This window comes from Polaromonas sp. YR568 (genome assembly GCF_943369415.1).
Classification (GTDB): domain Bacteria; phylum Pseudomonadota; class Gammaproteobacteria; order Burkholderiales; family Burkholderiaceae_C; genus Polaromonas.
In genome coordinates this window covers 39,064-64,102 of the sequence record NZ_CALRNF020000013.1, presented here as the reverse complement: position 1 = coordinate 64,102, position 25,039 = coordinate 39,064, and the positions used below count along the sequence as shown (strand labels likewise).

Annotated in this window: 17 protein-coding genes; 10 read left to right on the top strand and 7 right to left on the bottom strand. The window is 65.3% G+C overall.

All coding sequences use genetic code 11. The features are described 5' to 3' along the window. Positions 1-57 precede the first annotated feature (57 nt). From prmB to dapC, 5 genes are all read right to left on the bottom strand, one after another. A complete protein-coding gene (prmB, locus tag ACLV74_RS10345) occupies positions 58-963 on the bottom strand; it encodes a 50S ribosomal protein L3 N(5)-glutamine methyltransferase (protein ID WP_411879311.1) in 906 nt (301 codons plus the stop codon). Further along, on the bottom strand, positions 960-2,123 hold the full coding sequence (gene dapE, locus ACLV74_RS10340; RefSeq protein WP_411879310.1) for a succinyl-diaminopimelate desuccinylase: 1,164 nt from the start codon (positions 2,121-2,123) through the stop codon (positions 960-962). The genes prmB and dapE overlap by 4 nt, the downstream gene beginning before the upstream one ends. Positions 2,124-2,176: 53 nt before the next feature. Then, the gene (locus ACLV74_RS10335; protein WP_411879309.1) at positions 2,177-3,322 is read right to left on the bottom strand and encodes a PilT/PilU family type 4a pilus ATPase; all 1,146 of its coding nucleotides are present in this window, start codon (positions 3,320-3,322) and stop codon (positions 2,177-2,179) included. A 240-nt stretch (positions 3,323-3,562) separates the two neighbouring features. Further along, a complete protein-coding gene (dapD, locus tag ACLV74_RS10330) occupies positions 3,563-4,390 on the bottom strand; it encodes a 2,3,4,5-tetrahydropyridine-2,6-dicarboxylate N-succinyltransferase (protein WP_411879308.1) in 828 nt (275 codons plus the stop codon). A gap of 20 nt (positions 4,391-4,410) precedes the next feature. Beyond that, complete coding sequence (gene dapC / locus ACLV74_RS10325; RefSeq protein WP_411879307.1) at positions 4,411-5,616, bottom strand: succinyldiaminopimelate transaminase; 1,206 nt, start codon at positions 5,614-5,616, stop codon at positions 4,411-4,413. A gap of 344 nt (positions 5,617-5,960) precedes the next feature. Between dapC and smc the strand changes: the two genes are divergently transcribed. The 9 genes from smc (at position 5,961) to ACLV74_RS10280 (ending at position 17,329) form a co-directional block, all read left to right on the top strand. Next, positions 5,961-9,497, top strand: coding sequence for a chromosome segregation protein SMC (gene smc, locus ACLV74_RS10320; protein ID WP_411879306.1), 3,537 nt, complete (start codon positions 5,961-5,963; stop codon positions 9,495-9,497). Between the two features lie 8 nt (positions 9,498-9,505). Beyond that, complete coding sequence (locus ACLV74_RS10315) at positions 9,506-10,588, top strand: cell division protein ZipA C-terminal FtsZ-binding domain-containing protein (RefSeq protein ID WP_411879305.1); 1,083 nt, start codon at positions 9,506-9,508, stop codon at positions 10,586-10,588. A 110-nt stretch (positions 10,589-10,698) separates the two neighbouring features. Then, positions 10,699-12,108, top strand: coding sequence for a hypothetical protein (locus tag ACLV74_RS10310; protein ID WP_411879304.1), 1,410 nt, complete (start codon positions 10,699-10,701; stop codon positions 12,106-12,108). Positions 12,109-12,200: 92 nt separating this feature from the next. Then, entirely contained in the window at positions 12,201-14,264 is a 2,064-nt protein-coding gene (gene ligA / locus ACLV74_RS10305; protein ID WP_411879303.1) for an NAD-dependent DNA ligase LigA, read from the top strand. 12 nt (positions 14,265-14,276) lie between these two features. Continuing rightward, positions 14,277-14,870, top strand: a complete 594-nt coding sequence (locus ACLV74_RS10300) for a hypothetical protein (RefSeq protein ID WP_411879302.1) — start codon at positions 14,277-14,279, stop codon at positions 14,868-14,870. Between the two features lie 46 nt (positions 14,871-14,916). Beyond that, positions 14,917-15,633 carry an MgtC/SapB family protein gene (locus ACLV74_RS10295; RefSeq protein ID WP_411879301.1) on the top strand — a complete coding sequence of 239 codons (717 nt, stop codon included), beginning with the start codon at positions 14,917-14,919 and terminating at the stop codon, positions 15,631-15,633. 120 nt (positions 15,634-15,753) lie between these two features. After that, entirely contained in the window at positions 15,754-15,951 is a 198-nt protein-coding gene (locus tag ACLV74_RS10290) for a hypothetical protein (protein ID WP_411879300.1), read from the top strand. Positions 15,952-15,985: 34 nt separating this feature from the next. Further along, positions 15,986-16,525 carry a peptide deformylase gene (def, locus tag ACLV74_RS10285; protein ID WP_411879299.1) on the top strand — a complete coding sequence of 180 codons (540 nt, stop codon included), beginning with the start codon at positions 15,986-15,988 and terminating at the stop codon, positions 16,523-16,525. An 84-nt stretch (positions 16,526-16,609) separates the two neighbouring features. Beyond that, positions 16,610-17,329 (top strand): class I SAM-dependent methyltransferase, encoded by a 720-nt coding sequence (locus ACLV74_RS10280; protein ID WP_411879298.1) that lies wholly within the window; start codon positions 16,610-16,612, stop codon positions 17,327-17,329. A gap of 9 nt (positions 17,330-17,338) precedes the next feature. Here the strand turns inward: ACLV74_RS10280 and ACLV74_RS10275 are convergent, their stop codons facing one another. Together ACLV74_RS10275 and map are read right to left on the bottom strand one after the other, a co-directional pair. Beyond that, positions 17,339-19,930, bottom strand: coding sequence for a [protein-PII] uridylyltransferase (locus ACLV74_RS10275; RefSeq protein ID WP_411879297.1), 2,592 nt, complete (start codon positions 19,928-19,930; stop codon positions 17,339-17,341). Positions 19,931-19,984: 54 nt separating this feature from the next. Further along, positions 19,985-20,827: a type I methionyl aminopeptidase gene (map, locus tag ACLV74_RS10270; RefSeq protein WP_411879296.1), complete on the bottom strand. Its 843-nt coding sequence runs from the start codon at positions 20,825-20,827 to the stop codon at positions 19,985-19,987. Positions 20,828-21,029: 202 nt separating this feature from the next. On the opposite strand from map, the gene purL reads away from it, so the two are divergent. Beyond that, positions 21,030-25,037, top strand: a complete 4,008-nt coding sequence (gene purL / locus ACLV74_RS10265) for a phosphoribosylformylglycinamidine synthase (protein ID WP_411879295.1) — start codon at positions 21,030-21,032, stop codon at positions 25,035-25,037. Positions 25,038-25,039: the final 2 nt, after the last annotated feature.

Below are 25,039 nucleotides of genomic sequence, written 5' to 3'. Positions count from 1 at the left end.
CTTGCCCTTGCGGTGCAAGAGCCGCGCCAGGGCTTGTACCGGCCGTCGAGCCCCGGCTCAGGCCAGTTGTTCGCGGGTCAGCAGCAGCACCTGGTCGGCGCCCGAGCTGGTTTCGAACCACAGCGGTTCAAGTGTCGGGAAAGCGCGCTCGAAGTTCTCGCGCTCATTGCCGATTTCCAGCACCAATACGGCATTTTCGCTCATATGCCGTGCCGCGTTTTGAATAAGGCCTCGAATGAAGTCCATGCCGTCGGTGCCGCCGTCCCGGTTACCGTCCAGCGCCAGGCCCGGTTCGGCGCGGAATTCTGCCGGCAGGGCGGCCATGCTGGCCGCGTTCACATAGGGCGGGTTGCACAGAATCAGGTCATAGTGGCCCGCGCAGGCTGCCAGGCCGTCGGACTCGACCAGCGTGATGCGGCTGTCCAGGTGGTGGCGGTCCACATTGATGCGGGCCACTTCCAGGGCGTCCAGGCTGATGTCGGCGGCTTCCACCACCACGTCGGGGTAGGTGATGGCCGCCAGCACAGCCAGGCTGCCGTTGCCGGTGCACAGGTCCAGCACGCGGTGGGTGTGTTCGCCCAGCCAGGGGTCTATGCTGGCGTCGGCCAGCAACTCGGCGATCAGCGAGCGCGGGATGATCACGCGCTCGTCCACGTAAAAGGGCAGGCCCATCAGCCAGGCTTCGTTGGTGAGGTAAGCCGCGGGCTTGCGGCTGCTGATGCGCGCGTCCAGCAGGGCGGCGACCTCCGCTTCTTCTTCAGGGCTCACGGGCCGGGTTTCAACCGAATCAAGGTCGTCCAGCGGCAAACCAAGCTTCCACAGCACCAGCCAGGCGGCCTCGTCAAACGCATTGGTCGTGCCCTGGCCGAAGCCGTCGGAATAGTTGAGCCCTGCGGCCTCCAGCCTGGCCGCCATCTGCTCGACCAGCGCCAGCACCGTCAGGGGCGTTGCGGCGCCCGTCATGCCGCCGCCAGGCGCTCCAGCACGCCCTTGTAGATGTTCTTGAGCGGATCGAGCGAACTCACCAGAACGTGCTCGTTGATCTTGTGGATGGTGGCGTTGAGCGGGCCGAACTCGATGACCTGGGGGCAGATCTTGGCGATGAAGCGTCCGTCGCTGGTGCCGCCCGTGGTCGAGAGTTCGGTCTCCAGCCCTGTTTCGGCCTGGATAGCGCCGCGCACCGCATCGACCAGCGTGCCGGGCGTGGTGAGGAAGGGCAGGCCGCCCACGGTCCATTTGAGGTCGCAGTCCAGCTGGTGCCGCTCCAGCACCGCCTGCAGGCGCTGCTGCAGGCTTTCGGGTGTGGATTCGGTGCAGAAGCGGAAGTTGAAGTCCACCACCAGCTCGCCAGGAATGACGTTGGAGGCGCCAGTGCCGCCGTGGATGTTGGACACCTGCCAGCTGGTGGCGGGGAAGAAGGCATTGCCTTTGTCCCATTCTGTGGCGACCAGCTCGGCCAGCGCCGGTGCGAACAGGTGGATCGGGTTTTTCGCCAGGTGCGGGTAGGCGATGTGGCCCTGTACACCCTTGACGGTGAGCTTGCCGCTCATGGTGCCGCGCCGGCCGTTCTTGATCATGTCGCCCAGGTGGGCGACCGAAGTGGGCTCGCCCACGATGCAGTAGTCCAGCGCCTCGCTGCGCGCCTTGAGTTGCTCGCAGACCATCACCGTGCCGTCGACTGCAGGGCCTTCCTCGTCGCTGGTGATGAGGAAGGCGATGGACAGGGCGGGGTCGGGATGGGCAGCCAGGAATTCCTCGACCGCCACCACCATCGCCGCGATCGACGTCTTCATGTCGGCGGTGCCGCGTCCGTACATTTGCCCATCCCGATGCGTGGGCGTGAACGGGTCGCTCAGCCACTGGTCCAGCGGGCCGGTCGGCACGACGTCGGTGTGGCCGGCGAATACCAGGGTTTTTGCGGGCGCCGCGCCGGGAGCCGGCTTGCCCGCGCGCTTGGCCCAGAGGTTGGTCACGCGAAAGCTGTCCGGGCCGCTGACGATGGTTTCGCAGCTGAAGCCCAGCGGCGCCAGCCGCGCGATCAACAGAGGCTGGCAGCCGGCGTCGTCGGGCGTGACGGAAGGACGGGAGATCAGTTGTTCGGCAAGGTGCAGGGTTCGGGACATGGTCGTTCAGTCGCGTTCGAGTCGGCCCGAAGAAGCGAGCACCGTCGTGTGTTTCAGTGTTTCACGTCCAGCGTGATCTCGGTAAAGGACGGCTCGTCGTCCGGGTCCTCTTCGGGCTCCAGCAGCTTGGCCTTGACGGCGAAGTCGTTCTCCAGCCGCCACATCAGGTTGGTCGGCGAGTCGGCGTGCAGAAGGCCTTCCTTGCGGGTCACGGTGCCTTCGACGATGAGTTTGGCGATGTCCTGTTCAAAAGTCTGCGAGCCCTCGGCCATGGATTTTTCCATGGCTTCCTTGACGCCGGAGAAGTCGCCTTTTTCAATCAGCTCGGAGATCAGCTTGGTGTTGAGCATGACTTCCACCGCCGGCGTGCGGCCGCCGTCCTGGGTGCGCAACAGGCGCTGCGACACGATGGCCTTGAGGGCCGCGCCCAGGTCGCCCAGCATGGTGGGGCGCACTTCCACCGGGTAAAAGCTCAGGATGCGGTTAAGCGCCTGGTAGCTGTTGTTGGCATGCATGGTGGCCAGGCACAGGTGGCCCGACTGTGCATAGGCAATCGCAGCCGACATCGTCTCGCGGTCGCGGATTTCGCCGATCAGGATCACGTCCGGCGCCTGGCGCAGCGCGTTTTTCAGCGCGACCTGCAGCGACTGCGTGTCGCTGCCGACCTCGCGCTGGTTGACCACGGATTTCTTGTTGGTGAACAGGAATTCGACCGGGTCTTCAATCGTGAGGATGTGGCCCAGCGTGGTTTCGTTGCGCAGGTCGATCATGGAGGCCAGCGTGGTGCTTTTGCCGGCGCCGGTGGAGCCCACCATCAGCAACAGGCCGCGCTTTTCCATGATCAGGTCGGCCAGGATGGGCGGCACGTTCAGGCTGCTCAGCGGCGGAATTTCCGTGGGGACAAAGCGGATCACCGCGGCATAGGTGCTGCGCTGCCTGAAGGCGCTGATCCGGAAATTACCCAGCCCGGCAATCGGCAGCGCCATGTTGAGTTCGCCGATTTCCTCCAGCTCCTCGATGCGCTCGGGCGGCACCACTTCGGCCAGCAGGTTGCGCGGCGCGTCCGGCGGCAGGATTTGCGCATTGATGGGAATGGCCTGGCCGTTGATCTTGATCAGGGCGGGTGAATGGGCCGACAGGTAAACGTCCGAGGCTTTTTTGTCCGCCATCAAACGCAGGATTCTTTCCATCGTGCTCATAGTCCACCCTCTTGATTGAAATGAAATACAACGTCGGCCACCAGGCTTACGGCTCCTCGCCAGCAGGGGCCGCGGAACCGGCTTTGCCGGGCCGCAGGCGCAGCGGCCCCCGAGGGGCTGGAGCCCGCGGCTCCAAGCCTGCCTGCGCAGGTTTGGACGGGCGACAGAGGCGAAGCGTCTCGCGAGCCGCGGCCTGCAAGGCCATGCGTACTACGCGAAGCGAGAAGCGTGGGGGCCATGTCAATCACGCAGGAGATCATTCAAGCTCGTCGTGGAGCGGGTTTTCGCATCCACGCGCTTGACGATCACCGCGCAGTACATGCTGTACTTGCCGCCGGCCTTGGGCAGGTTGCCCGACACCACGACGGAGCCCGCGGGGATGCGGCCGTAGGTGACGGTGTCGGCTTCGCGGTCGTAGATCGGCGTGCTCTGGCCGATGTAGACGCCCATGGAGATCACCGAGTTTTCTTCCACGATCACGCCTTCGACCACTTCGGAGCGCGCGCCGATAAAGCAGTTGTCTTCAATGATGGTGGGGTTGGCCTGCAGGGGTTCGAGCACGCCGCCCAGGCCCACGCCGCCGGAGAGGTGCACGTTGTTGCCGACCTGCGCGCAGCTGCCCACGGTGGCCCAGGTGTCGACCATGGTGCCTTCACCGACCCAGGCGCCGATGTTGACGTAGCTGGGCATCAGGATCGCGCCCTTGGCGATGAAGCTGCCGCGGCGGGCCACGGCGGGCGGCACCACGCGCACGCCGGTGGCGCGCATTTCGCTTTCGCTGAGGTCGGCGAATTTGGTGGGAACCTTGTCGAAAAAGCCCAGGTCGCCGGCGCGCATGAGTTCGTTGTCTTTCAGGCGGAAGCTCAGCAGCACGGCCTTTTTGATCCACTGGTGGGTCGTCCACTGGCCCACGCCTTCACGGGTGGCTACGCGCAGCTTGCCGCTGTTGAGCTGGGCGATGGTGTGTTCGACGGCGTCCAGCACTTCCTTGGGAGCCGACTGGGGCGACAGGTTCGCGCGATTTTCCCAGGCAGCGTCAATGGTGCTTTGCAGGTTGTCTTGTGTCATGTTGGATATCAGTCTTGTTTTCAGTGAACTCTGGATTGAATGAATTGAACGATGCGCTGCGCCGCTTCCACGCATTCGGCGGTTTCTGCCACCAGTGCCATGCGGATTCTGCCGGCGCCGGGATTGTGCCCCTGCGCGTCGCGCGCCAGGTAACTGCCCGGCAACACCACGACATTGTAGAGAGCGAGCAGCTCGCGCGAAAACGCGGTGTCCGAGCCCTTGAATACCTCGGGGATTCCGGCCCACAGGTAAAAGCCCGCATCGGGCAGGGCGACGTCCATCACCGCCGAGAGCATGGGCGTGACCTGTGCGAATTTCTCGCGGTACATCGCGCGGTTGGCCACCACGTGCTGCTCGTCGTTCCACGCGGCGATGCTGGCGGCCTGCACAATGGGGCTCATGGCGCTGCCGTGGTAGGTGCGGTAGAGCAAAAAGGGCTTGATCAAGGCAGCGTCGCCGGCCACAAAACCGCTGCGCAGGCCGGGCACGTTGCTGCGCTTGGACAGGCTGGTCAGCGAAATCAGGTTCTTGAAGTCATGCCGGCCCAGCCGCGCCGCCGCCTGCAGGCCGCCCAGCGGCGGCTCGTCGCGGAAGTAGATTTCGCTGTAGCACTCGTCGGAGGCGATGACAAAGCCGTAGCGGTCGCTGAGTTCGAACAGCAGTTTCCATTCCTTCAGCGACATCACGGCCCCGGTGGGGTTGCCGGGCGAGCAGACAAACACCAACTGGGTTTTGGCCCAGACGGTCTCGGGCACGCCGGCCCAGTCGACCGCGAAATTGCGGGCCGGGTCGCTGGGCGCGAACCAGGTCTGGGCGCCGGCCAGCAGGGCCGCGCCCTCGTAGATTTGATAAAACGGGTTGGGGCAGACCACGGTGGCGCCCGGCTTGCTGCCGTCGAGCACGGTTTGCGCCAGCGAAAACAGCGCTTCGCGCGAGCCGTTGACCGGCAGTATCTGGGTCGCCGGGTCCAGCTTCAGGTCATAGCGGCCGGCCATCCAGTCGGCCATGGCCTGGCGCAGTTTGGGCTCGCCCAGGGTGCCCGGGTAGCTGGCCAGGCCGCCGAGGCTGGCCGTCAAGGCGTCCTTGATCAGCTGCGGCGTGGCATGGCGGGGTTCGCCTATACCCAGGCTGATGGCTTTGTAGGCGGGATTGGGGGTGACGTCGGCGTGCAGCTGGCGCAGCCGCTCAAAAGGGTAGGGCTGAAGGCGTGAGAGCAGGGGATTCATACCCGGATTATCCAGCCTCGGCCCGGTACCGGGCCGCCGGCATGCCGGGAACGGCGGCGCCTGCTACAAAAGCCATAGCTCCGGGCACAGGGTGCATAAGGCCGTGAAGCCGAGTCCGGGCCGGGCTTTCGGGCGCGCGGGCCAGCAGGGCTGCGCAGCGCGAAGCAAAGTGTTTCACCCTGGCTCCGTCAAGGGCCTTTTTCCCGGCAAAATCCCGGGCCCGCTCGGGTAACATGGCGGACCGTGCGCTACCGAAAGTGGTACACGTTGCGCCGGTGTTTTGCCGTAAAAGCGCTATAAAAATCAACGAGTTAGCCTCAGGTTCACAAAAAGCAGGGACAGCCGTGCGTCTCAATTCGATCAAGCTATCAGGTTTCAAGTCATTCGCGGAGCCGACCAATTTCGTCTTGCCCGGCCAATTGGTGGGTGTGGTGGGCCCCAACGGTTGCGGCAAGTCCAACATCATGGACGCGGTGCGTTGGGTGCTGGGCGAGAGCAAGGCCTCCGAGCTGCGCGGCGAGTCCATGCAGGACGTGATCTTCAACGGCACCACCACGCGCAAGCCGGCCAGCCGCTCCAGTGTGGAACTGGTGTTCGACAACGCCGACCACCGCGCCGGCGGCCAGTGGGGCCAGTTTGTCGAGATCGCCGTCAAGCGCGTGCTGACGCGCGACGGCACTTCCAGCTACTACATCAACAACCAGCCGGTGCGCCGCCGCGACGTGCAGGACGTGTTCCTGGGCACCGGCCTGGGCCCGCGCGCCTACGCCATCATCGGCCAAGGCACCATCAGCCGCATCATCGAGTCCAAGCCCGAAGAACTGCGCCTCTTCCTCGAGGAAGCCGCCGGCGTTTCCAAGTACAAGGAACGCCGCCGCGAGACGGCCAACCGCCTGTCGGACACCCGTGAAAACCTGACCCGCGTCGAAGACATCCTGCGTGAACTCAACGCCAACCTCGACCGGCTCGAAAAGCAGGCCGAGGTGGCCATGCGCTACAACACCCTGCATGCCGACGCCAGCCTGAAGCAGCACCAGCTGTGGTTCCTCAAGCGCGCCGAAAGCGAAGCCGACCAGTCCAAGGTCAAGGCCGACGCCGAAAAGGCCGTGAACGACCTGGAAAGCCGCGTGGCCGATTTGCGCCACATCGAGGCCGACCTCGAAACCATTCGCCAGGCGCATTACTCGGCCGGCGACCAGGTCAACCAGGCCCAGGGCAAGCTGTATGAAGCCAGCGCCGAAGTCGGCCGGCTGGAAGCAGAAATCCGCTTTGTGGTCGACGGCCGCCAGCGCGTCGAGCAGCGGCTGAACCAGCTCAAGGAACAAACCGCGCAGTGGGCCACCCGCAAGGAAGACGCCGCCGTCGAAACCGAAAGCCTGGCCGCGCAGGCCATTGAAGCCGAAGAAAAGGCCGAACTGCTGGCCGCGCAGACCGAAGAACACCAGACGCAGTTGCCCGCCCTCGAAGACGCGCTGCGCCAGGCCCAGGCCAAGGCCAACGAGCAGCGCGCCAGCGTCAGCCAGGTGCAGCAGCAGATCCAGGTGCTGGCCGCCGACCAGCGCAACATCGAAGAGCAGTCGCGCTCCTTAAGCCTGCGCCTGGAAAAGCTCACCGCCGACCGCAACGCGCTCAATGCCCCCGACGAAGCGCGCCTGGCCAACCTGAACACGCAGTTCGCCACCGCGCAGGAAGCCCAGGCCGAAGCCGAAGCCCGCCTGCACGACCTCACCGACAGCGTGCCGCAGCTCGACGAAGAACGCCGCACGCTGCAGCAGACCGTCAACACCGAATCCGCCAAGCGGGCCGACCTGTCGGCGCGCATGGAGGCACTCAAGGCCTTGCAGGAAAAGGTCAAGACCGACGGCAAGCTCAAGCCCTGGCTGGCCAAGCACGGCCTGGACGGCCTGCAGGGCCTGTGGAGCCGCATCCACATCGAGCAGGGCTGGGAAAACGCACTTGAAGCCGCCCTGCGCGAACGCCTGGGCGCGCTCGAAGTCAGCCGGCTCGACATGGTGCGAGGCTTTGCCGGTTCCGACGGGCAGGGCACGCCGCCGGCCAAGCTCGCGTTTTATTCGCCGCCCAGCGCCGCCGCGCCCGCGCGCGTCAACGCCGCGATCAACCTCAAGCCGCTGACCGAACTGCTGCGCCTCAACGACGCCGGGCAATCCGCGCTGCTGGGCGACTGGCTCAACGGCTGCTACACCGCGCCCAGCCTGGACGACGCCCTCGCCGCGCGCGACAAGCTTCAGGCCGGCGAGGTGATTTTTGTGCAGAGCGGCCATGCCGTGACGCACCACAGCGTGAGTTTTTACGCCCAGGACTCCGAGCAGGCCGGCCTGCTGGCCCGCGCGCAGGAGATCGAAAACCTCGACAAGCAGCTCAAGGCCCAGGCCCTGATCAGCGAAGAGGCCCGCTCGGCCCTGGTGCGCGCCGAAGCAGCCTATGCCGACGCCGCCCAGCGCCTGGCCACGGCCCGCCGTGAAACCGCCGAAGGCCAGAGCCGCACCCATGAGCTGCAGGTCGAGGTGTTGCGCCTCACGCAGCTGGCCGAACAGACCCGCGCACGCAGCGAACAGATCCAGGCCGATATGGCCGAAATCGAAGCCCAGCTCGGCGAGCTGCAGGAGCGCAAGGTCACGGCCGAGGGGCGCTTCGAAGAACTCGACATGCAACTGGCCGACAGCCAGGAACGCCATGCGCAGCTGGACGACCGCGTGATCGAGACCGAGCGCAAGCTCGGCGAGTCGCGCGAGCAGCAGCGCACGCTGGAGCGCCAGGCCCAGGAAGCCGCGTTCGCGCTGCGCAGCCTGGCCTCGCGCCGCGAAGAGCTGACCCGCTCCATCGACATCGCGGCCCAGCAGGCCGCCTCCATCGCCAGCGAGGAAGCGCAGGCCCGCGAAGAACTCACGCGCCTGACCGACGCGGCCGCGCAGGCCGGCCTGCAAAGCGCGCTGAGCGTGAAGCTCGAGCGCGAGGCCGACCTGGGCGCCAAGCGCAGCCAGTACGACGACCTGACCAACAAGCTGCGCGCCAGCGACGAGCGGCGCCTGCAGCTCGAGCGCGAGCTCGACCCGCTGCGCCAGCGCATCACCGAGTTCCAGCTGAAAGAACAGGCCGCGCGCCTGGGCTTCGAGCAGTACGCGCAGCTGCTGGCCGACGGCCAGGCCGACCTCGCCGCGGTGGAGCAGTCCATCCAGTCCGGCAATGTGCGCCTGACCGGCCTGCAGGGCGAGATCGACCGCATCAACCGCGAAATCCAGTCGCTGGGCGCCGTCAATCTGGCCGCGCTCGACGAGCTGAGCACCGCGCGCGAACGCAAGCAGTTCCTCGATGCGCAGTCCGCCGACCTGAACGAGGCCATGACCACGCTGGAAGACGCGATCCGGAAAATCGACATCGAAACGCGCGATTTGCTTTCGAGCACCTTCGAGACGGTGAACGGCCATTTCGGCCGCATGTTCCCCGAGCTCTTCGGCGGCGGCAATGCCAAGCTCATGATGACGGGCGAGGAAATCCTGGACGCCGGCGTGCAGGTGATCGCCCAGCCGCCCGGCAAGAAAAACCAGACCATTCACCTGCTGTCCGGCGGCGAAAAGGCGCTGACGGCCATCGCGCTGGTGTTCGCCATCTTCCAGCTCAACCCCGCCCCTTTCTGTTTGCTGGACGAGGTCGACGCGCCGCTGGACGATGCCAACACCGAGCGTTATGCCAAGCTGGTGCGCTCCATGAGCAAGGAAACGCAGTTCCTGTTCATCAGCCACAACAAGATCGCCATGGAAATGGCCGAGCAACTGATAGGCGTGACCATGCAGGAGCAGGGGGTCTCGCGCATCGTGGCGGTGGACATGGAAGCCGCCCTCGGTTTCGCCGAGGCCGCCTGATCCCCAAAATGAGCACTTTGCAGATCAGTCTGGCGGTGGTGGGTGGGCTTGTGCTGGCCGGGGTTGTGGCCCACAGCGCCTGGTCGTCGCGCAGAAACTTGCCCAAACGCGCCACACCCGAGGCCGCGCCCGCGCCTGAGACGGCTGCCGCGGATCACCCGAAAACCGCTGGCAGTGACAGCGAGGCCGAACGCCTTGAGCCCAGCTTTGACGCCGATTCAGGCCTCGCGTCCCTGAACGCGCTGACCCGGCTCACCACGCCTGAGCGCAAGCCCGGCCTGGACATCCTGATCGACGCCATGGCGGCGATTGCCCTGGACAACGTGGTCTCGGGCGAAGCCGCGCTGGCGGCCATGCCCAGCACACGCCGGGCCGGCAGCAAGCCCTTTGGCGTCGAAGGCCTGAGCGTCATCACCGGCGAATGGGAATTTCCCACGGCCGGCCACCGCTACAGCGCCTTCCAGTGCGGCGTGCAACTGGCCAACCGTACCGGCGCGCTGAACCAGATCGAATACTCCGAATTCGTCATGAAGGCGCAGGCCTTCGCCGACGCCGTGGGCGGCGAGCCCGAATTCCCCGAAATGCTGGACGAAGTCGCCCGTGCCCGCGAGCTCGACCAGTTCGCCAGCGGCCACGACGCGCAGCTGAGCTTCACCCTGCGCGCCGTCAACACCGCCTGGAGCCCCGGCTATGTGCAGCAAAGCGCCGCCAAGCTCGGTTTTGTCGCCGGTTCCATCCCCGGCCGCATGGTGCTGCCGGCCAGCCAGCAGGGCCATGCGCCCATCCTGGGCCTGGCCTTCGACACCCAGGCCGCCATGGCCGAAGACCCCGAGCAGACGGCCTTGCGCGAACTCACGCTCTCGCTGGACGTGCCGCAGGTGCTGCGCTCCGAGCAGCCCTTCGCGCGCATGTGCGAAGCCGCGCTGTCCCTGGCCGCCAACATGGACGGCGTGATCATCGACGACAACGGCAACCTGATCCGGCCCGAGGCGATGGAAGTCATCCACGCCGACCTCGAGCAGCTCTACGACACGCTGGACAGCCGCGACCTGTCGGCGGGCTCGGTGCTGGGGCGGCGGCTGTTCAGCTGATTCAGCGGTAGCAGGTGCTGGCGCCACTTCACGCCGGCTTCATTTTCTTCACGACGGCCTCATGGGGGCCTTGCAGACTGCGGTCTTTTCTTCGCGAAGAGGCTTACGCAGTGGAACTCTTTTCTTTTGTTCTGGTCCCTTTGGCCTTGGCGCTGGTCATTCCGCGCCTGTGGCTGGTGCCGTGTACTTTTCTGGTTCTCCTCGCTTTCACAGGTTTATGGGTTGATGAACAGCGCATGCAATGCGCATCGTGCGGCGGTCCTTTTTCCGGGTTGGGATTGGCCCTCCTTGTCATCGCGGTGGCGGGCTTCATCATCGGCGTTGCCGTCCGGGCTTTGATAGCGTTCTTCAGGCCGGCCAGAAAATCTGCGCCGGGACAAGCCCGCGCCGCCAAGCTGCTGACCTGGGCCCTCGTTTCCGCCACCATGGCCGTGCTGGTGACCGGATTGGCTGTCGTCCTGCTCAACAAAATGTTTGATTCCGGATGGCTCACCCATCTCGGCATCTGCCTGCTGGCGGTGGCTTGGTTCTGCTGGACGCCTTTCTTCTGGCCAAAGGGCAGCGAGGCAGAACCGGTGTGGCGTTCCCTTTTGCATCCTGCCGGCGTGTTCAGGTGGATCGGTGCGGTCGCCGTGTTCTTTTTAGTGGCATGGTCTGTCCGGGTTATTGCGGCCACGCAGGAGGCCGCAGAACTGGCCGCTGTCGATCATCCTTATTGCCTCACTATCAGCACCGAGAAAGGCCAGCGTCCAGTCCAAACATTCTGGGATTTATCGGGGTTTTCAATGCAGGCTGACCGCGGCTCCTCGCGCCACGCAGCATTGGTGACCGGCGGCGTACGGGCACCGGTCTGGTTTTATTGGTCATACAGGCGTGGCGCATTTGAGCCGGATTTCATGGGCTGGCCGTTGACGTGCGAGCTTCAGTCGGGTTTTGCCAAGAACCTGCCTGCGGTGCAACCAGTCTCGGCAGCCGATCCAGGGCGCAGTTTTTGGCTGGGGCGCGGTCAGTGGTATATACCCGCTGACTATCGAGGCGGCGCAAGGGACCAGCCGCCGGTGCTGAGCTTTCACGCGCAGGGCAAGGACTTCGAACCCTTGCCAGCGTCTCCACAAAGCCCGGCTATCGTGGACCTGATCCAGGCCGAGGTCAGCGTCACCTTGTGCGACCTCGAGAACTTGCATGTCTGGCAGACGCGGAACGACGTCAATTACAAGGTCGAACCTGCGGGGACGGAGGCCGGCCTGGAAAAGCAGTCCGTGGAATCGCGCGGATCGCTTCGCAGGGAATTCCAGTATGTGGGCCGGGATGAAACCGGGAGAATTTCGACCTGGATGATGTGCCCCCAGAGCGGTAACACCTGCCGCCATGCGTTCCGGCGCGAGGGCGTGGTGGTGGCATTCCAGCGACCCTCGAGCCAGTTCGCCGAATGGAGGGAAATTGAGGATGCCGCCTGGAAACGCGTCAAAACGTTTGCGGTGGAGTGGCCGGATGCGGAGCCTCAAAGCTGTAAATCTTGAGTTCCGGCCGTGTATCGGCGTGCGGCTGGCTGCGCCTCCCCTAAACTGGCGGATGTTTTTCAATCGAATTCAAGAAATAGGACCGCTCTGAGATGCCGGGGAACGCCAAGACAGCCGCACAACAACGCGATGAACTGCACCGGGTTTTGCATCAGCATGCCCATCGCTACTACGTGCTGGACGACCCCAGCGTTCCCGATGCCGAGTACGACAGGCTGTTCAGGGAGTTGCAGGACCTCGAAGCCGCCCACCCCGAACTGCTGACGCCGGACTCGCCGACGCAGCGCGTGGGCGGCAAGCCGCTGGACCAGTTCGCCAGCGTGCGCCACAAGGTGCCCATGCTCAGCATACGCACCGAAACCGACACCGAAGCCACCGGCGCGCAAAACTTCGACACCCGCGTGCGCAAGGAACTGGGCCTGGCCGAGTCCGACCCGCCGGTCGAATACGTGGCCGAACTCAAGTTCGACGGCCTGGCCATGAGCTTGCGCTACGAGAACGGCATCCTGGTGCAGGCCGCCACGCGCGGCGATGGTGAGGTCGGCGAAGACGTGACGCAGAACATCCGCACCATCAACCAGATTCCTTTGCGGCTGCCCGCCGATGCCCCTCCTGTGATGGAAGTGCGCGGCGAGGTCTACATGCGCCGTGCCGACTTCGAGGCGCTCAACGAAAAGCAGCGCGAGAAGATCGCGCAGGGCGCCAAGGGCGAAAAAACCTTCGTCAACCCGCGCAACGCCGCGGCCGGCGGGGTGCGCCAGCTGGACCCGGCCATGGCCTCGCAGCGCCGCCTGAGTTTTTTTGCCTACGGCCTGGGCGAGGTCACACCGGTGGAAAATGGCGGCCCGGCCTTTGAAACCCATTTCCAGCTGCTGCTGACGCTCAAATCCTGGGGTTTTCCGGTGGCCGTCCAGACGCAACTGGCGCAGGGCGCGCCCGAGCTCATTGCCTTTCACCAGGCTATGGGCAAGCTGCGCGACAGCCTGCCTTACGACATCGACGGCGTGGTCTACAAGGTCAACAGCCTGGCGCTGCAAAAGAAGATGGGCTTTGTCTCACGCGAGCCGCGCTGGGCCGTGGCGCACAAATACCCGGCGCAGGAGCAGCTCACCACCGTGCAGGCCATCGAGGTGCAGGTGGGCCGCACCGGCAAGCTCACGCCGGTGGCCAAGCTGGCGCCGGTGTTTGTGGGCGGCGTGACCGTGACCAACGCCACGCTGCACAACGAGGACGAAGCGCGCCGCAAGGACGTGCGCGTGGGCGACACCGTCATCGTGCGACGCGCGGGCGACGTGATCCCCGAAGTCGTCAGCGTGCTGCTCGACAAACGCGTGCAGGACGCGCCGCAGTTCACCATGCCGCGCAAATGCCCGGTCTGCGGCTCGGATGCCGTGCGCGAAGAAGGCGAGGCCGACTACCGCTGCACAGGCGGCCTGTTTTGCGGCGCCCAGCGCAAGGAAGCCATCCTGCATTACGCGCACCGCCGCGCAGTGGAAGTCGAAGGCCTGGGCGACAAGCTGGTCGAGCAACTGGTGGACGCCAACGTCATCCGCACCTTGCCCGACCTCTACAAGCTGGGCCTCACGGCGCTGGCGAACCTGGATCGCATGGCCGAAAAATCGGCCAACAACCTGCTCGAAGCCCTCGAAAAGTCCAAGCAGACGACCCTGCCGCGTTTTTTGTTCGGCCTGGGCATACGCCATGTCGGCGAAGCCACGGCCAAGGAGTTGGCGCGCCATTTCGGCAAGCTGGACGCCATCATGGACGCGACCGCGGAACAGTTGCTGGAAGTCAGCGACGTGGGCCCCATCGTCGCCCAAAGCATTCGCACCTTTTTTGAGCAACCCCACAACCGCGAGGTGGTCGAGCAGCTGCGCGCCTGCGGCGTGACCTGGGAGGAGGGCGAACCGGCCGCACGCGCGCCGCAGCCGCTGTCGGGCAAGACCTTTGTCATCACCGGCACACTGCCCACCCTGAGCCGCGACGATGCCAAGGACAGGGTGGAGGCCGCCGGCGGCAAGGTGGCCGGTTCGGTCAGCAAGAAGACCGATTTCGTCGTGGCAGGCGAGGAGGCCGGCAGCAAGCTGGTCAAGGCGCAGACGCTGGGCGTTCCGGTGATTGACGAAGCGGCGCTGCTGGCCATGCTGGCCGAGTGACTAGGGGTGCCGATGGAAAAATCCTCGCCTGCCACCGGCGACGCCGATAGCCGGGCCATCGCGCGGCGCCAGCTGATTTTCGAGTGGTACATCGGATTGGCCATTGGCATGGTGCTGCTGGCCGTAGCTTTCGGCAGCAAGTTCACCACGCCTGTTCACGCGACATTTTTGGGTGGATGGTCGTTTCTGCCCTTGGCCGACTGGGGGATGATGTGTCTCGTCGCCGGTTTTTTCATCGGCATTGTTGCTATCCCGTTCGAACGGGGGCACAGGGCGGCCAGCGAAATCGGCAAGCTTGCCGCAGGGTCAGTGCTGTTCGGCGGAGTTTGCCTGTTCTGCGCCCAGATCATCGTGGAAGGTGCCAACGTACACTTTGATTCGTCCCCACCGATCAGGGTCACCGCGCAGATTCTCCGGATAGAACCTTCCGGCGGCAAAGGGGGCTCGACATTGCATCTCGCCTGGTGGGGTGCGGACCATCCCGGGAAAGTCGTGAAAGCAAGGCAGAACCGGTTCGTTTTTCATATGGATCTGGATACAAAGTACGTCACGTTTTATGTCCGCAGAGGGTACTTTGGCGTGCCCTATGCCGCTGAATTCCAATAACAAAACACATTCGATTCAATGATGTCTGATTTTCGGAGGGCACACCATGCAGGCGTTTGAAACCATCAGTTCCCCCGACCTCCTGGACTCGCTCGTCAGCCTGTCGTCCGCCTTCGTCTTTGGCGCCCTGATCGGTTTTGAGCGCCAGTACCGCCAGCGCACCGCGGGCCTGCGCACCAATGTGCTGGTCGCCGTGGGCGCCGCGATTTTTGTGGACATGGCGAACCGGCTCAGCGGCTCGTCGGGGGCGGTGCATGTGGTGGCCTATGTGGTCTCGGGCATAGGCTTCCTGGGCGCCGGCGTGATCATGCGGGAGGAAGGCAATGTGCGCGGCTTGAACACCGCCGCCACGCTGTGGTGCTCCGGCGCGGTGGGCGCCTGCGCCGGCGCCGACCTGGTGCTGCAGGCCGGCATCGCCACGCTCTTCGTGCTGGCGGCCAACACCTTGCTGCGGCCCATCGTCAACCAGATCAACCGGTTGCCGCTGGACGTGCAATCGGCCGAGGTGACCAACACGGTGTATGTGGTGACGAGTGGGGAGCACCAGAAAGAGGTGCTGGCCATCCTGGAAAAATCGCTCGAGGAACTGAATTACCCCACCAATGACCTGGAGGTGTATGCCTTCGGCGAGGAAGGCGTGAAGATCCAGGCCACGCTGGTGGCGATCGCGGTGGACGGCGCCGTGATGGACCGCCTGGTCAAGCAGCTGGGCGACCTGCCCATGGTCAGCCAGGCCTACTGGAGCGCCAGCACGACGGAATAGCGTAATAGCGCAATAACGCGTCGCACCTGGGCTTACAGGGCGTTACCGGGGTTTGCACGCGGGATGTCACGCCGGGCCGCCGCGCCGGGCGTTGAAAGACCTGTACCCCAGGAGCTTTTCATGAATTACAAGCGTTTATCCGCCTTGGCCGCGTCCGCCGGCCTGGCTGTTTTGCTGTCCGGCTGCATCGTGGCCCCCATTGGGCCGGGCCCGGTGGCGGTTTACCCGGGCCGCCCCGTCTATGTCGAGCCCGCCCCCGTCGTGGTGGTGCCCGCGCCAGGCTACTACCGGGGCTGGGGTTACAGACGCTGGCACTAGACACAAAAGGGCTCCGCGCCGCGATAATCGGCGCATGACCATCCGCGAAATCCTCAAGATGGGCGATCCCCGGCTGTTGCGCGTTGCCCAGCCCGTCACCGCCTTCGACACCGACGAGTTGCACCTGCTCATCTCGGACATGTTCGACACCATGCGCGCCGTCAACGGCGCGGGGCTGGCGGCACCGCAGATAGGCGTGGACCTGCAACTGGTGATTTTCGGCACCGATGCGGTGAACCCGCGCTACCCCGACGCGCCGCTGGTGCCGCGCACGGTCTTGCTCAATCCGGTGATCAAGCCCCTGGGCCCCGAGGAAGAGGACGGCTGGGAAGGCTGCCTCTCGGTGCCCGGGCTGCGCGGCGTGGTGCCACGGTATTCGCGCATCCACTATGCCGGTTTCGACCAGTACGGCGATGCGATCGAGCGCACGGTTGAGGGCTTTCACGCGCGCGTGGTGCAGCATGAGTGCGACCACCTGATAGGCACGCTGTACCCCATGCGCATACGCGACTTCACGCAGTTCGGTTTTACCGAAGTGCTGTTTCCCGGGCTGGACGCGTCGGACGACGACTGAAGCCCGCGCCCTGGGGCGTACACTGGCTGCGGTTGAGGGCTATTTCGCCCCGCTTGAGCGTGTTGTACGCAAGGAAATTTCCGGATGTTGCTCGCTCCCGTTCCGGGAGCAGTTCCCATCCCCGGAACTGCTTCCGCGCCGCCGCCTCCGCCTTACCTGCTCAAATATGAAACCGTGAGCGGCAGCGGCGACGACCTGCAACTGCGCTCGCTGCTGGACCGGCAGCAATTCCATGACCCCTTGGGCGAGGCCGAACGCGAAGGCATTTCCTCCTCGGCCTGGCCCATCTTCGGGCTGCTCTGGCCTTCGGGCCGGGTGCTGGCCCATGCCATGCAGGGCTTCGAGCTCGAAGGCAAACGCATCCTGGAACTCGGCTGCGGCCTGGCGCTGGCCAGCCTTGTGGTGCACAGGCGCGGCGGCGACGTCACCGCGAGCGACTGCCATCCGCTGGCAGCGGCTTTCCTGCTGGAAAACCTCAAACTCAACCACCTGCCGGCGATGAAGTACCAGACCGGCAACTGGTCTCGCGCCAACCCGCTGCTGGGGCGCTTTGACCTGATCATCGGCAGCGACGTGCTCTACGACCGCGGCCAGCCCGAGGTGCTGTCGCAGTTCATCGAACTGCATGCGCTGCCGCACACCGAGGTGCTGATCGTCGACCCGGACCGCGGCAACCGGGCCGACTTCAACCGCAAGATGGACGTGCTGGGCTATTCACGTACCGAAACGCGCGTGACGCAATTGCCGGCCGGCGGCCACTACAAAGGGCGGCTGCTGCAATACCTGCGCAAACCCGCCGTTTGAAGATCAGCTTCAGGTATTGAGCGCTTCGAGCAGCTCGGTTTCGATCGCGATCTGCGCCTTGTTGTGCTGCAACTCGGGCCCGTCGATCAAAAACGTGTCTTCCACGCGCTCGCCCAGGGTGCTGACCTTGGCCAGCTGCAGGTTGATGCGGTGGCGTGCCAGCACCCGGGCGATGCGGTACAGCAGCCCGACCCGGTCGCTGGCGGAGACGCTGAGCAGCCAGCGCTGGGCTTTTTCGTCGGGCCGCAGGTCCACGCGCGGCGCAATGGGGAAGCTCTTGACCCGGCGTGACACGCGGCCTTTGCCGGGCGGGGGCAGCGGGCCTGGCTCCTCGATGGTGCGGTCCAGGTCGGCCTCCACCATGGCGGCCAGCTCGCGGTAGTGGTCGGCCAGCGTCGGGCTGACGACCTGGAAGGTGTCCAGCGCATAGCCGTTCTTGGCGGTGTGGATCTTGGCGTCCAGGATGCTGAAGCCGGCTTCGTCGAAGTAACCGCAGATGCGCGCGAACAGGTCGGGCGCGTCCGGCGTGTAGACCAGCACCTGCATGCCTTCGCCCGCCGACGAGCGGCGCGCGCGGACAATCGCCTTGGCCTTGCCGACGTGGCGCGAGAGCTGGCGCGCATGCCAGGCAATGTCGGAGGCCTCGTGGCGCATGAAATAGCTGACGTCCAGCGTGTCCCACAGCGCCTTGTGCGCTTCGAAGGGTTCGGCGTGCAGGGCCAGGGTGGTCAGGGCCTCGCGCTTGCGGGCCTCCACCTCGGCGTCGGCGTCGGGCGCGCGGCCGCCCAGCACGCGCAGGGTGTAGCGGTACAGGTCTTCGAGCAGCTTGCCCTTCCAGGCGTTCCAGACCTTGGGGCTGGTGCCGCGTATGTCGGCCACCGTTAGCAGGTAGAGCGCAGTCAGGTAGCGCTCGTTGCCCACGCGTTTGGCGAAGGCCGCGATGACTTCGGGGTTGCTCAGGTCTTCCTTTTGTGCGATGCGGCTCATGCTCAGGTGCTCACCGACCAGGAATTCAATCAGTTTCGAATCTTCGGTGGAGATGCCGTGCTGGCGGCAAAAAACACGCACGTCCTTGCAGCCCAGCTCGGAATGGTCGCCGCCGCGGCCCTTGGCGATGTCGTGGAACAGCGCGGCGATGTAGAGGATCCAGGGCTTGTCCCAGCCGGCCGCGAGCTGCGAGCACATCGGGTACTCGTGCGAATGCTCGGCCATGAAGAAACGCCGCACGTTGCGCAGCACCATCAGGATGTGCTGGTCCACCGTGTAGACGTGGAACAGGTCGTGCTGCATCTGCCCGACGATCTTGCGGAAGATCCAGAGGTAGCGGCCCAGCACCGAGGTCTGGTTCATCAGCCGCAGGGCGTGGGTGATGCCCTCGGGCTGCTGCAGGATGCGGCGGAAGGTGTCGCGGTTGACCGGGTCGCTGCGGAACTTGCTGTTCATCAGGCCGCGCACGTTGTACAGCGCGCGCAGGGTGCGCGCCGACAGGCCCTTGATGCCTATGGTGGTCTCGTACAGCAGAAAGGTTTCGAGGATGGCGTGCGGCTCGCGCGTGTACAGGTCGTCACTGGCCACTTCCAGCATGCCGGCCTTGTCGTAAAAGCGCTCGTTGATGGGCCGCAGCGGGTAGGTGTTGGGGTTCAGCCGCTCCTCGATGTTGAGCAGCAGGATCTGGTTGAGCTGGGTCACGGCCTTGGCCGCCCAGTAGTAGCGCTTCATCAGCGCCTCGCTGGCGCGGCGCGGCAGCTTGCTGCCGTCGTCGGCCTCCGCGGAGTAGCCAAACGATTCGGCCACAGCGGTCTGCAGGTCGAACACCAGGCGGTCCTCGCGCCGCCCGGCGATCAGGTGCAGGCGCGCGCGTATCAGGCTCAGCAAGGCCTCGTTGGCCTTGATCTGCCGCACTTCAAAGGCCGTGGCCAGGCCGTTGCGGGCCAGGTCGTCCCAGGACTTTCCCAGGCCGGCGGCGCGCGCTACCCAGAGGATCACCTGCAGGTCGCGCAGGCCGCCCGGCGACTCTTTGCAGTTGGGCTCCAGCGAGTAGGGCGTGTTCTCGAACTTGTTGTGGCGCTGGCGCAGCTCCAGCGTCTTGGCCACGTAAAAGGCCTGCGGGTCCAGCACGGCGGCCAGGCGCTTTTGCAGCTGCTGGAAGTTCTTTTTGGCGCCGGCGACCAGGCGTGCCTCCAGCAGCGAGGTCTGCACCGTGACGTCCTTGGAGGCTTCCTCCACGCAGCCGGAAGCCGTGCGCACGCTGGAGCCGATTTCCAGGCCCACGTCCCAGCAGGCGCCGATAAAGCGCTCGACCTTGGCCTTGAGGGCCGGGTCGGCGTCGACGTCGGCGTTGTCCGGCAGCAGCAGCAGAACGTCCACGTCGGAATGGGGAAACAGCTCGCCGCGGCCGAAGCCGCCCGCGGCGACCAGGCAGGCCGCGGCCGGAAAGCCGGTGCGCTCCCACAGTGTTTGCAGGGTGGCGTCGGTGTGGCGGGCGAATTTTTGCAGCAGGCTGTGGATGCCGCGCGAGGAGGCGCCGCTGGCGGCCAGCGAGGCCAGCAGGGCGGCTTTTCCGGCCTTGTAGTGCTCGCGCACCTCGGCCAGGTCGGTCATTGCCGCAGGGGCCGTGTCAGGGGACGCGCGCGGCACGGGCACTGGGCGGCCCGTTCAGGCGCTGACCGTGGCCTGGACCGGGCTTTGCTGCGGCACAAAGGCCGGAATCGCCGGGCTGCCCGCGGACAGGGTCAGCACCTCGTAGCCCGTCTCGGTCACCAGGATGGTGTGTTCCCACTGGGCGGACAGCGAGTGGTCGCGCGTCACGATGCTCCAGCCGTCTTTTTCCGGGCCGTCCTTGATGTCGCGCTTGCCGGCGTTGATCATGGGCTCGATGGTGAAGGTCATGCCGGGCGTTAGTTCTTCGAGCGTGCCGGGGCGGCCGTAATGCAGCACCTGGGGTTCTTCATGGAAGCTCTGGCCTATGCCGTGGCCGCAGAACTCGCGCACCACGGAAAAGCCCTGTTTTTCGGCAAAGGTCTGGATCGCGAAGCCGATGTCGCCCAGGCGCACGCCGGGCTTGACGCGCATGATGCCCTGCCACATGGCTTCGTAGGTGATGTTGCACAGGCGTTTGGCGGCAATCGAGGCTTCGCCCACCAGGTACATGCGGCTGTTGTCGCCGTGCCAGCCGTCCTTGGTGATGACCGTCACGTCGATGTTGACGATGTCGCCTTTTTTCAGGGGTTTGTCATTGGGGATGCCGTGGCAGACCTGGTGGTTCACCGAGGTGCACAGCGATTTGGGGTAGGGCACATAGCCCGGGGGGCCGTAGCCCAGGGTCGCGGGGATGGTGCCCTGGACCTGGGTCATGTAGTCATGGGCCAGCCGGTCGATCTCATTGGTGGTCACGCCCGGTTTCACGAAGGGGGCCAGATAGTCCAGCACCTCGGACGCCAGCCTGCCGGCCAGGCGCATGCCTTCAATCCCTGCCGCATCTTTGTAGGTAATACTCATACGCACGATTATCCCACCGCTCCCGGGCACGTGGATTTTCAGCACGGGGGCAAGGGGCTTTGGCCGGATGGGGCGTGAATCTGCCCGTGTTTGGCGGCACGGCCGCCCGCCGGCGCCCCAGTCACTGATAAAATTACGGGTTAACGCGTACCCCCCAAACAGCCATGAGCTGCCCACCTCCCACTACAAGGCCACCGCTACCGTGACCCTGCACCTGACGACTTTTGAGGGCGAACCCCACGGGATCAGCGCCCTCAGCGACTTCCGCGTCCAGCAACTCCTTCCCCGCCTGCAAGCCATCCACGACAAGATTGTCGGCATCAGCGCCCGCTTTGTGCACCTGGTGGCGACCGAGTCGCCGCCCTCAGAGGCCGCCAAGGCCCAGCTCGCGGCGCTGCTCACCTACGGCGACCCCTGCCCGCCGGCCGCCGGCAAAGAGGGCGATGCCCTCGCGTTCATCGTTTCCCCGCGCTTCGGCACCGTTTCGCCCTGGGCTTCCAAGGCCACGGACATCGCCCACAACTGCGGCCTGGCCGTCAAGCGCATCGAACGCATCACCGAATACCGCGTCACGCTGAAAACCGGGTTTTTCAGCAAGACGGCCCTGAGCGCCGCCCAGCGCGAACAGGTCGCCGGCCTGCTGCATGACCGCATGACCGAAAGCGTGATGTTCGACCGCGCCGAAGCTGCGGGCCTCTTCACCGAACTGCAGGGCGCGCCCCTGCAGACGATTGACGTGCTGGCCGGCGGCAAGGCCGCGCTCGAAAAAGCCAACACCGAGTTCGGCTTGGCACTGGCCGCCGACGAGATCGACTACCTGGTCAACGCCTTCACGCAGCTCAAGCGCAACCCGACCGACGTCGAGCTGATGATGTTCGCCCAGGCCAACAGCGAACACTGCCGCCACAAGATTTTCAACGCCGACTTCACGATTGACGGTGTGGCACAGGACAAAAGCCTGTTCGGCATGATCCGTAACACCGAAAAGCTGCACCCCCAGCACACGGTGGTGGCCTATTCGGACAACGCCTCCGTCATGGAAGGCTACAAAACGCAGCGTTTTTACGCCAAACCGGGCTCAACCGGCCAGCAGACTTACAGCGCCACCGACGACGTGCAGATGCACGTGCTGATGAAGGTCGAGACGCACAACCACCCGACGGCAATTTCGCCTTTCCCGGGCGCCTCCACCGGCGCGGGCGGTGAAATCCGCGATGAGGGCGCGACCGGCCGCGGCTCCAAGCCCAAGGCGGGCCTGACCGGCTTTACGGTCTCCAAACTGTTTGATGGCGGCTATGGCAAGCCCGAACACATCGCCAGCCCGCTGCAGATCATGACCGAAGGCCCCTTGGGCGGCGCGGCTTTCAACAACGAGTTCGGCCGGCCCAACCTGGCCGGCTATTTCCGCGAATACGAGCAGAGCGTGGGCGGCCAGCGCTGGGGTTACCACAAGCCCATCATGATCGCGGGCGGCGTCGGCACGATTGACGCGGCGCTGACCAAAAAGATCCTGTTCCCGGCCGGCACGCTGCTGATCCAGCTCGGCGGCCCCGGCATGCGCATAGGCATGGGCGGCAGCGCGGCCAGCTCCATGGCCTCGGGCGCCAACGCGGCCCAGCTCGACTTCGACTCGGTGCAGCGCGGCAACCCCGAAATCGAACGCCGGGCCCAGGAAGTCATCAACCAGTGCGCCCAGCTGGGCGCGGCCAATCCTATTCTGGCCATCCACGACGTGGGCGCCGGCGGGCTGTCCAACGCCTTCCCGGAACTCGTCAACGACGCCGGACGGGGCGCGAAATTCGACCTGCGCGCCGTGCCGCTGGAGGAAAGCGGCCTCTCGCCCAAGGAGATCTGGAGCAACGAGAGCCAGGAGCGCTACGTGATGGCGATCGCGCCCGAATCGCTGCCGCAGTTCCAGGCTTTTTGCGAACGCGAGCGTTGCCCGTTTGCGGTGATCGGTGTGGCGACGGAAGACAGGCAACTGGTGCTGTCCGACAAGGACGCGGCCCCGCCCGTGGACATGCCCATGAATGTGCTCCTGGGCAAGCCGCCCAAGATGCACCGCGACGTGAAAACCGTCAAGCACACGATCAAGCCGATAGACCTGACCGGCGTGGACCTGCAAAAAAGCGCGATCGCCGTGCTGAGCCACCCCACGGTCGCCTCCAAGCGCTTCCTGATCACCATTGGGGACCGCACCGTGAGCGGCCTCACGCACCGCGACCAGATGGTCGGCCCCTGGCAGGTGCCGGTGGCCGATTGCGCCGTCACGCTGGCCGACTACAGCGGGTTTGCCGGCGAGGCCATGAGCATGGGCGAACGCACGCCGCTGGCCACCGTCAATGCGGCAGCCTCCGGCCGCATGGCGGTCGCCGAGGCCATCACCAACCTGCTGGCCGCGCCGATTGAGTTGCCGCGCGTCAAGCTCTCGGCCAACTGGATGGCCGCCTGCGGCGAGCCCGGCCAGGATGCCGCGCTGTACGAAACCGTCAAGGCCGTGGGCATGGAACTGTGCCCGGCGCTGGGCGTGTCGATTCCCGTCGGCAAGGACTCCCTGTCCATGCGCACGGTGTGGAGCGATGGCGATACGGCCAAAAAAGTCACCTCGCCGGTCTCGCTGATCGTGACCGCTTTTGCCACCTTGCCCGACGTGCGCGGCACGCTGACGCCGCAGCTGGACGCGGCGCAAGCCGACAGTACGCTGATCCTGATCGACCTGGGCAAGGGCCAGAACCGCATGGGCGGCTCCATCCTCGCGCAGACGCTCAACAAGGAAGAGGGCGAAGTGCCCGACCTCGACGACCCCAAAGACCTGGTCAATCTCGTCAACGCCATCAATGCGCTGCGCAAGGAAGGCAAGCTCATGGCCTACCACGACCGCAGCGACGGCGGCCTGTTCGCCGCGGTCTGCGAGATGGGTTTTGCCGGCAACGTGGGCGTGTCGCTCAACATCGACATGCTGCTGGTCGAAGGCGACGGCATTTCCGACAGCCGCATGGACACCGGCGACAGCAAGAACTGGGCAAGCCAGGTCGGCGCCCGCCGCGAAGAGCTCACGCTGAAGGCCTTGTTCAATGAAGAGCTGGGCGCCGTCATCCAGGTGGCGACCGCCACGCGCAACGAGGTCATGCAGACCCTGCGCGAGCACGGCCTCTCCAAATTCAGCCATTTCATCGGCAAGACCCGCCCGCAGCACGCGTCGCTGGAAGTCGGCAAGGGCGAGATACAGGTCTGGCGCGACACCAAGGCCGTGTTCTCTGCCAAATTGCAAGACCTGCACCAGGTCTGGGACTCCGTCAGCTGGAAGATCTGCCAGCAGCGCGACAACCCCGACTGCGCCAACACCGAACACGCTGCCGCCGGCAACCCCGCCGACCCGGGCCTGCATGTGCAATTGACTTTCGACCCGGCCAAGGTGCCGGCGGCACCCGCGCTCAACCTGTCTGCGCGTCCCCGCGTGGCGGTGCTGCGCGAGCAGGGGGTCAACTCGCATGTGGAAATGGCTTATGTCTTCACCGAAGCCGGTTTTGAAGCCTGCGACGTGCACATGACCGACCTGCAGACCGGCCGCGCCAAACTGGCCGACTTCAAGGGCATCGTGGCCTGCGGCGGCTTCAGCTATGGCGACACGCTGGGCGCAGGCATAGGCTGGGCCCGTTCGGTCACCTTTAACCCCGTGCTCTCCGACGAGTTCAAGGCCTTCTTCGCGCGCCAGGACACCTTCGGCCTGGGCGTGTGCAACGGCTGCCAGATGTTCGCCGAGCTGGCCGACATCATCCCGGGCGCCGAGGCCTGGCCGCGCTTTACCACCAACCGCAGCGAGCGCTTCGAGGCGCGCTTGAGCATGGTCGAGGTGCTGGAGTCCCCCAGCATCTTCCTGCAGGGCATGGCCGGCAGCCGCCTGCCGATCGCGGTCGCGCACGGCGAGGGTTATGCCAATTTCGCCTTCCGGGGCGATGCGGCCAAGGCCATCGCCGCGATGCGCTTCACCGACAACCATGGCCAGCCCACGGAAGCCTACCCGGCCAACCCCAACGGCAGCGCCGGCGGCCTGACGGCCGTGACCACGGCCGACGGCCGCTTCACGGCCATGATGCCGCACCCTGAGCGCGTGTTCCGCAACATCCAGAAGAGCTGGACTTCAGGCGACGCCAGCGAACGCAGCCCGTGGATGAGCCTCTGGCACAACGCGCGAAAGTGGGTGGGTTGATC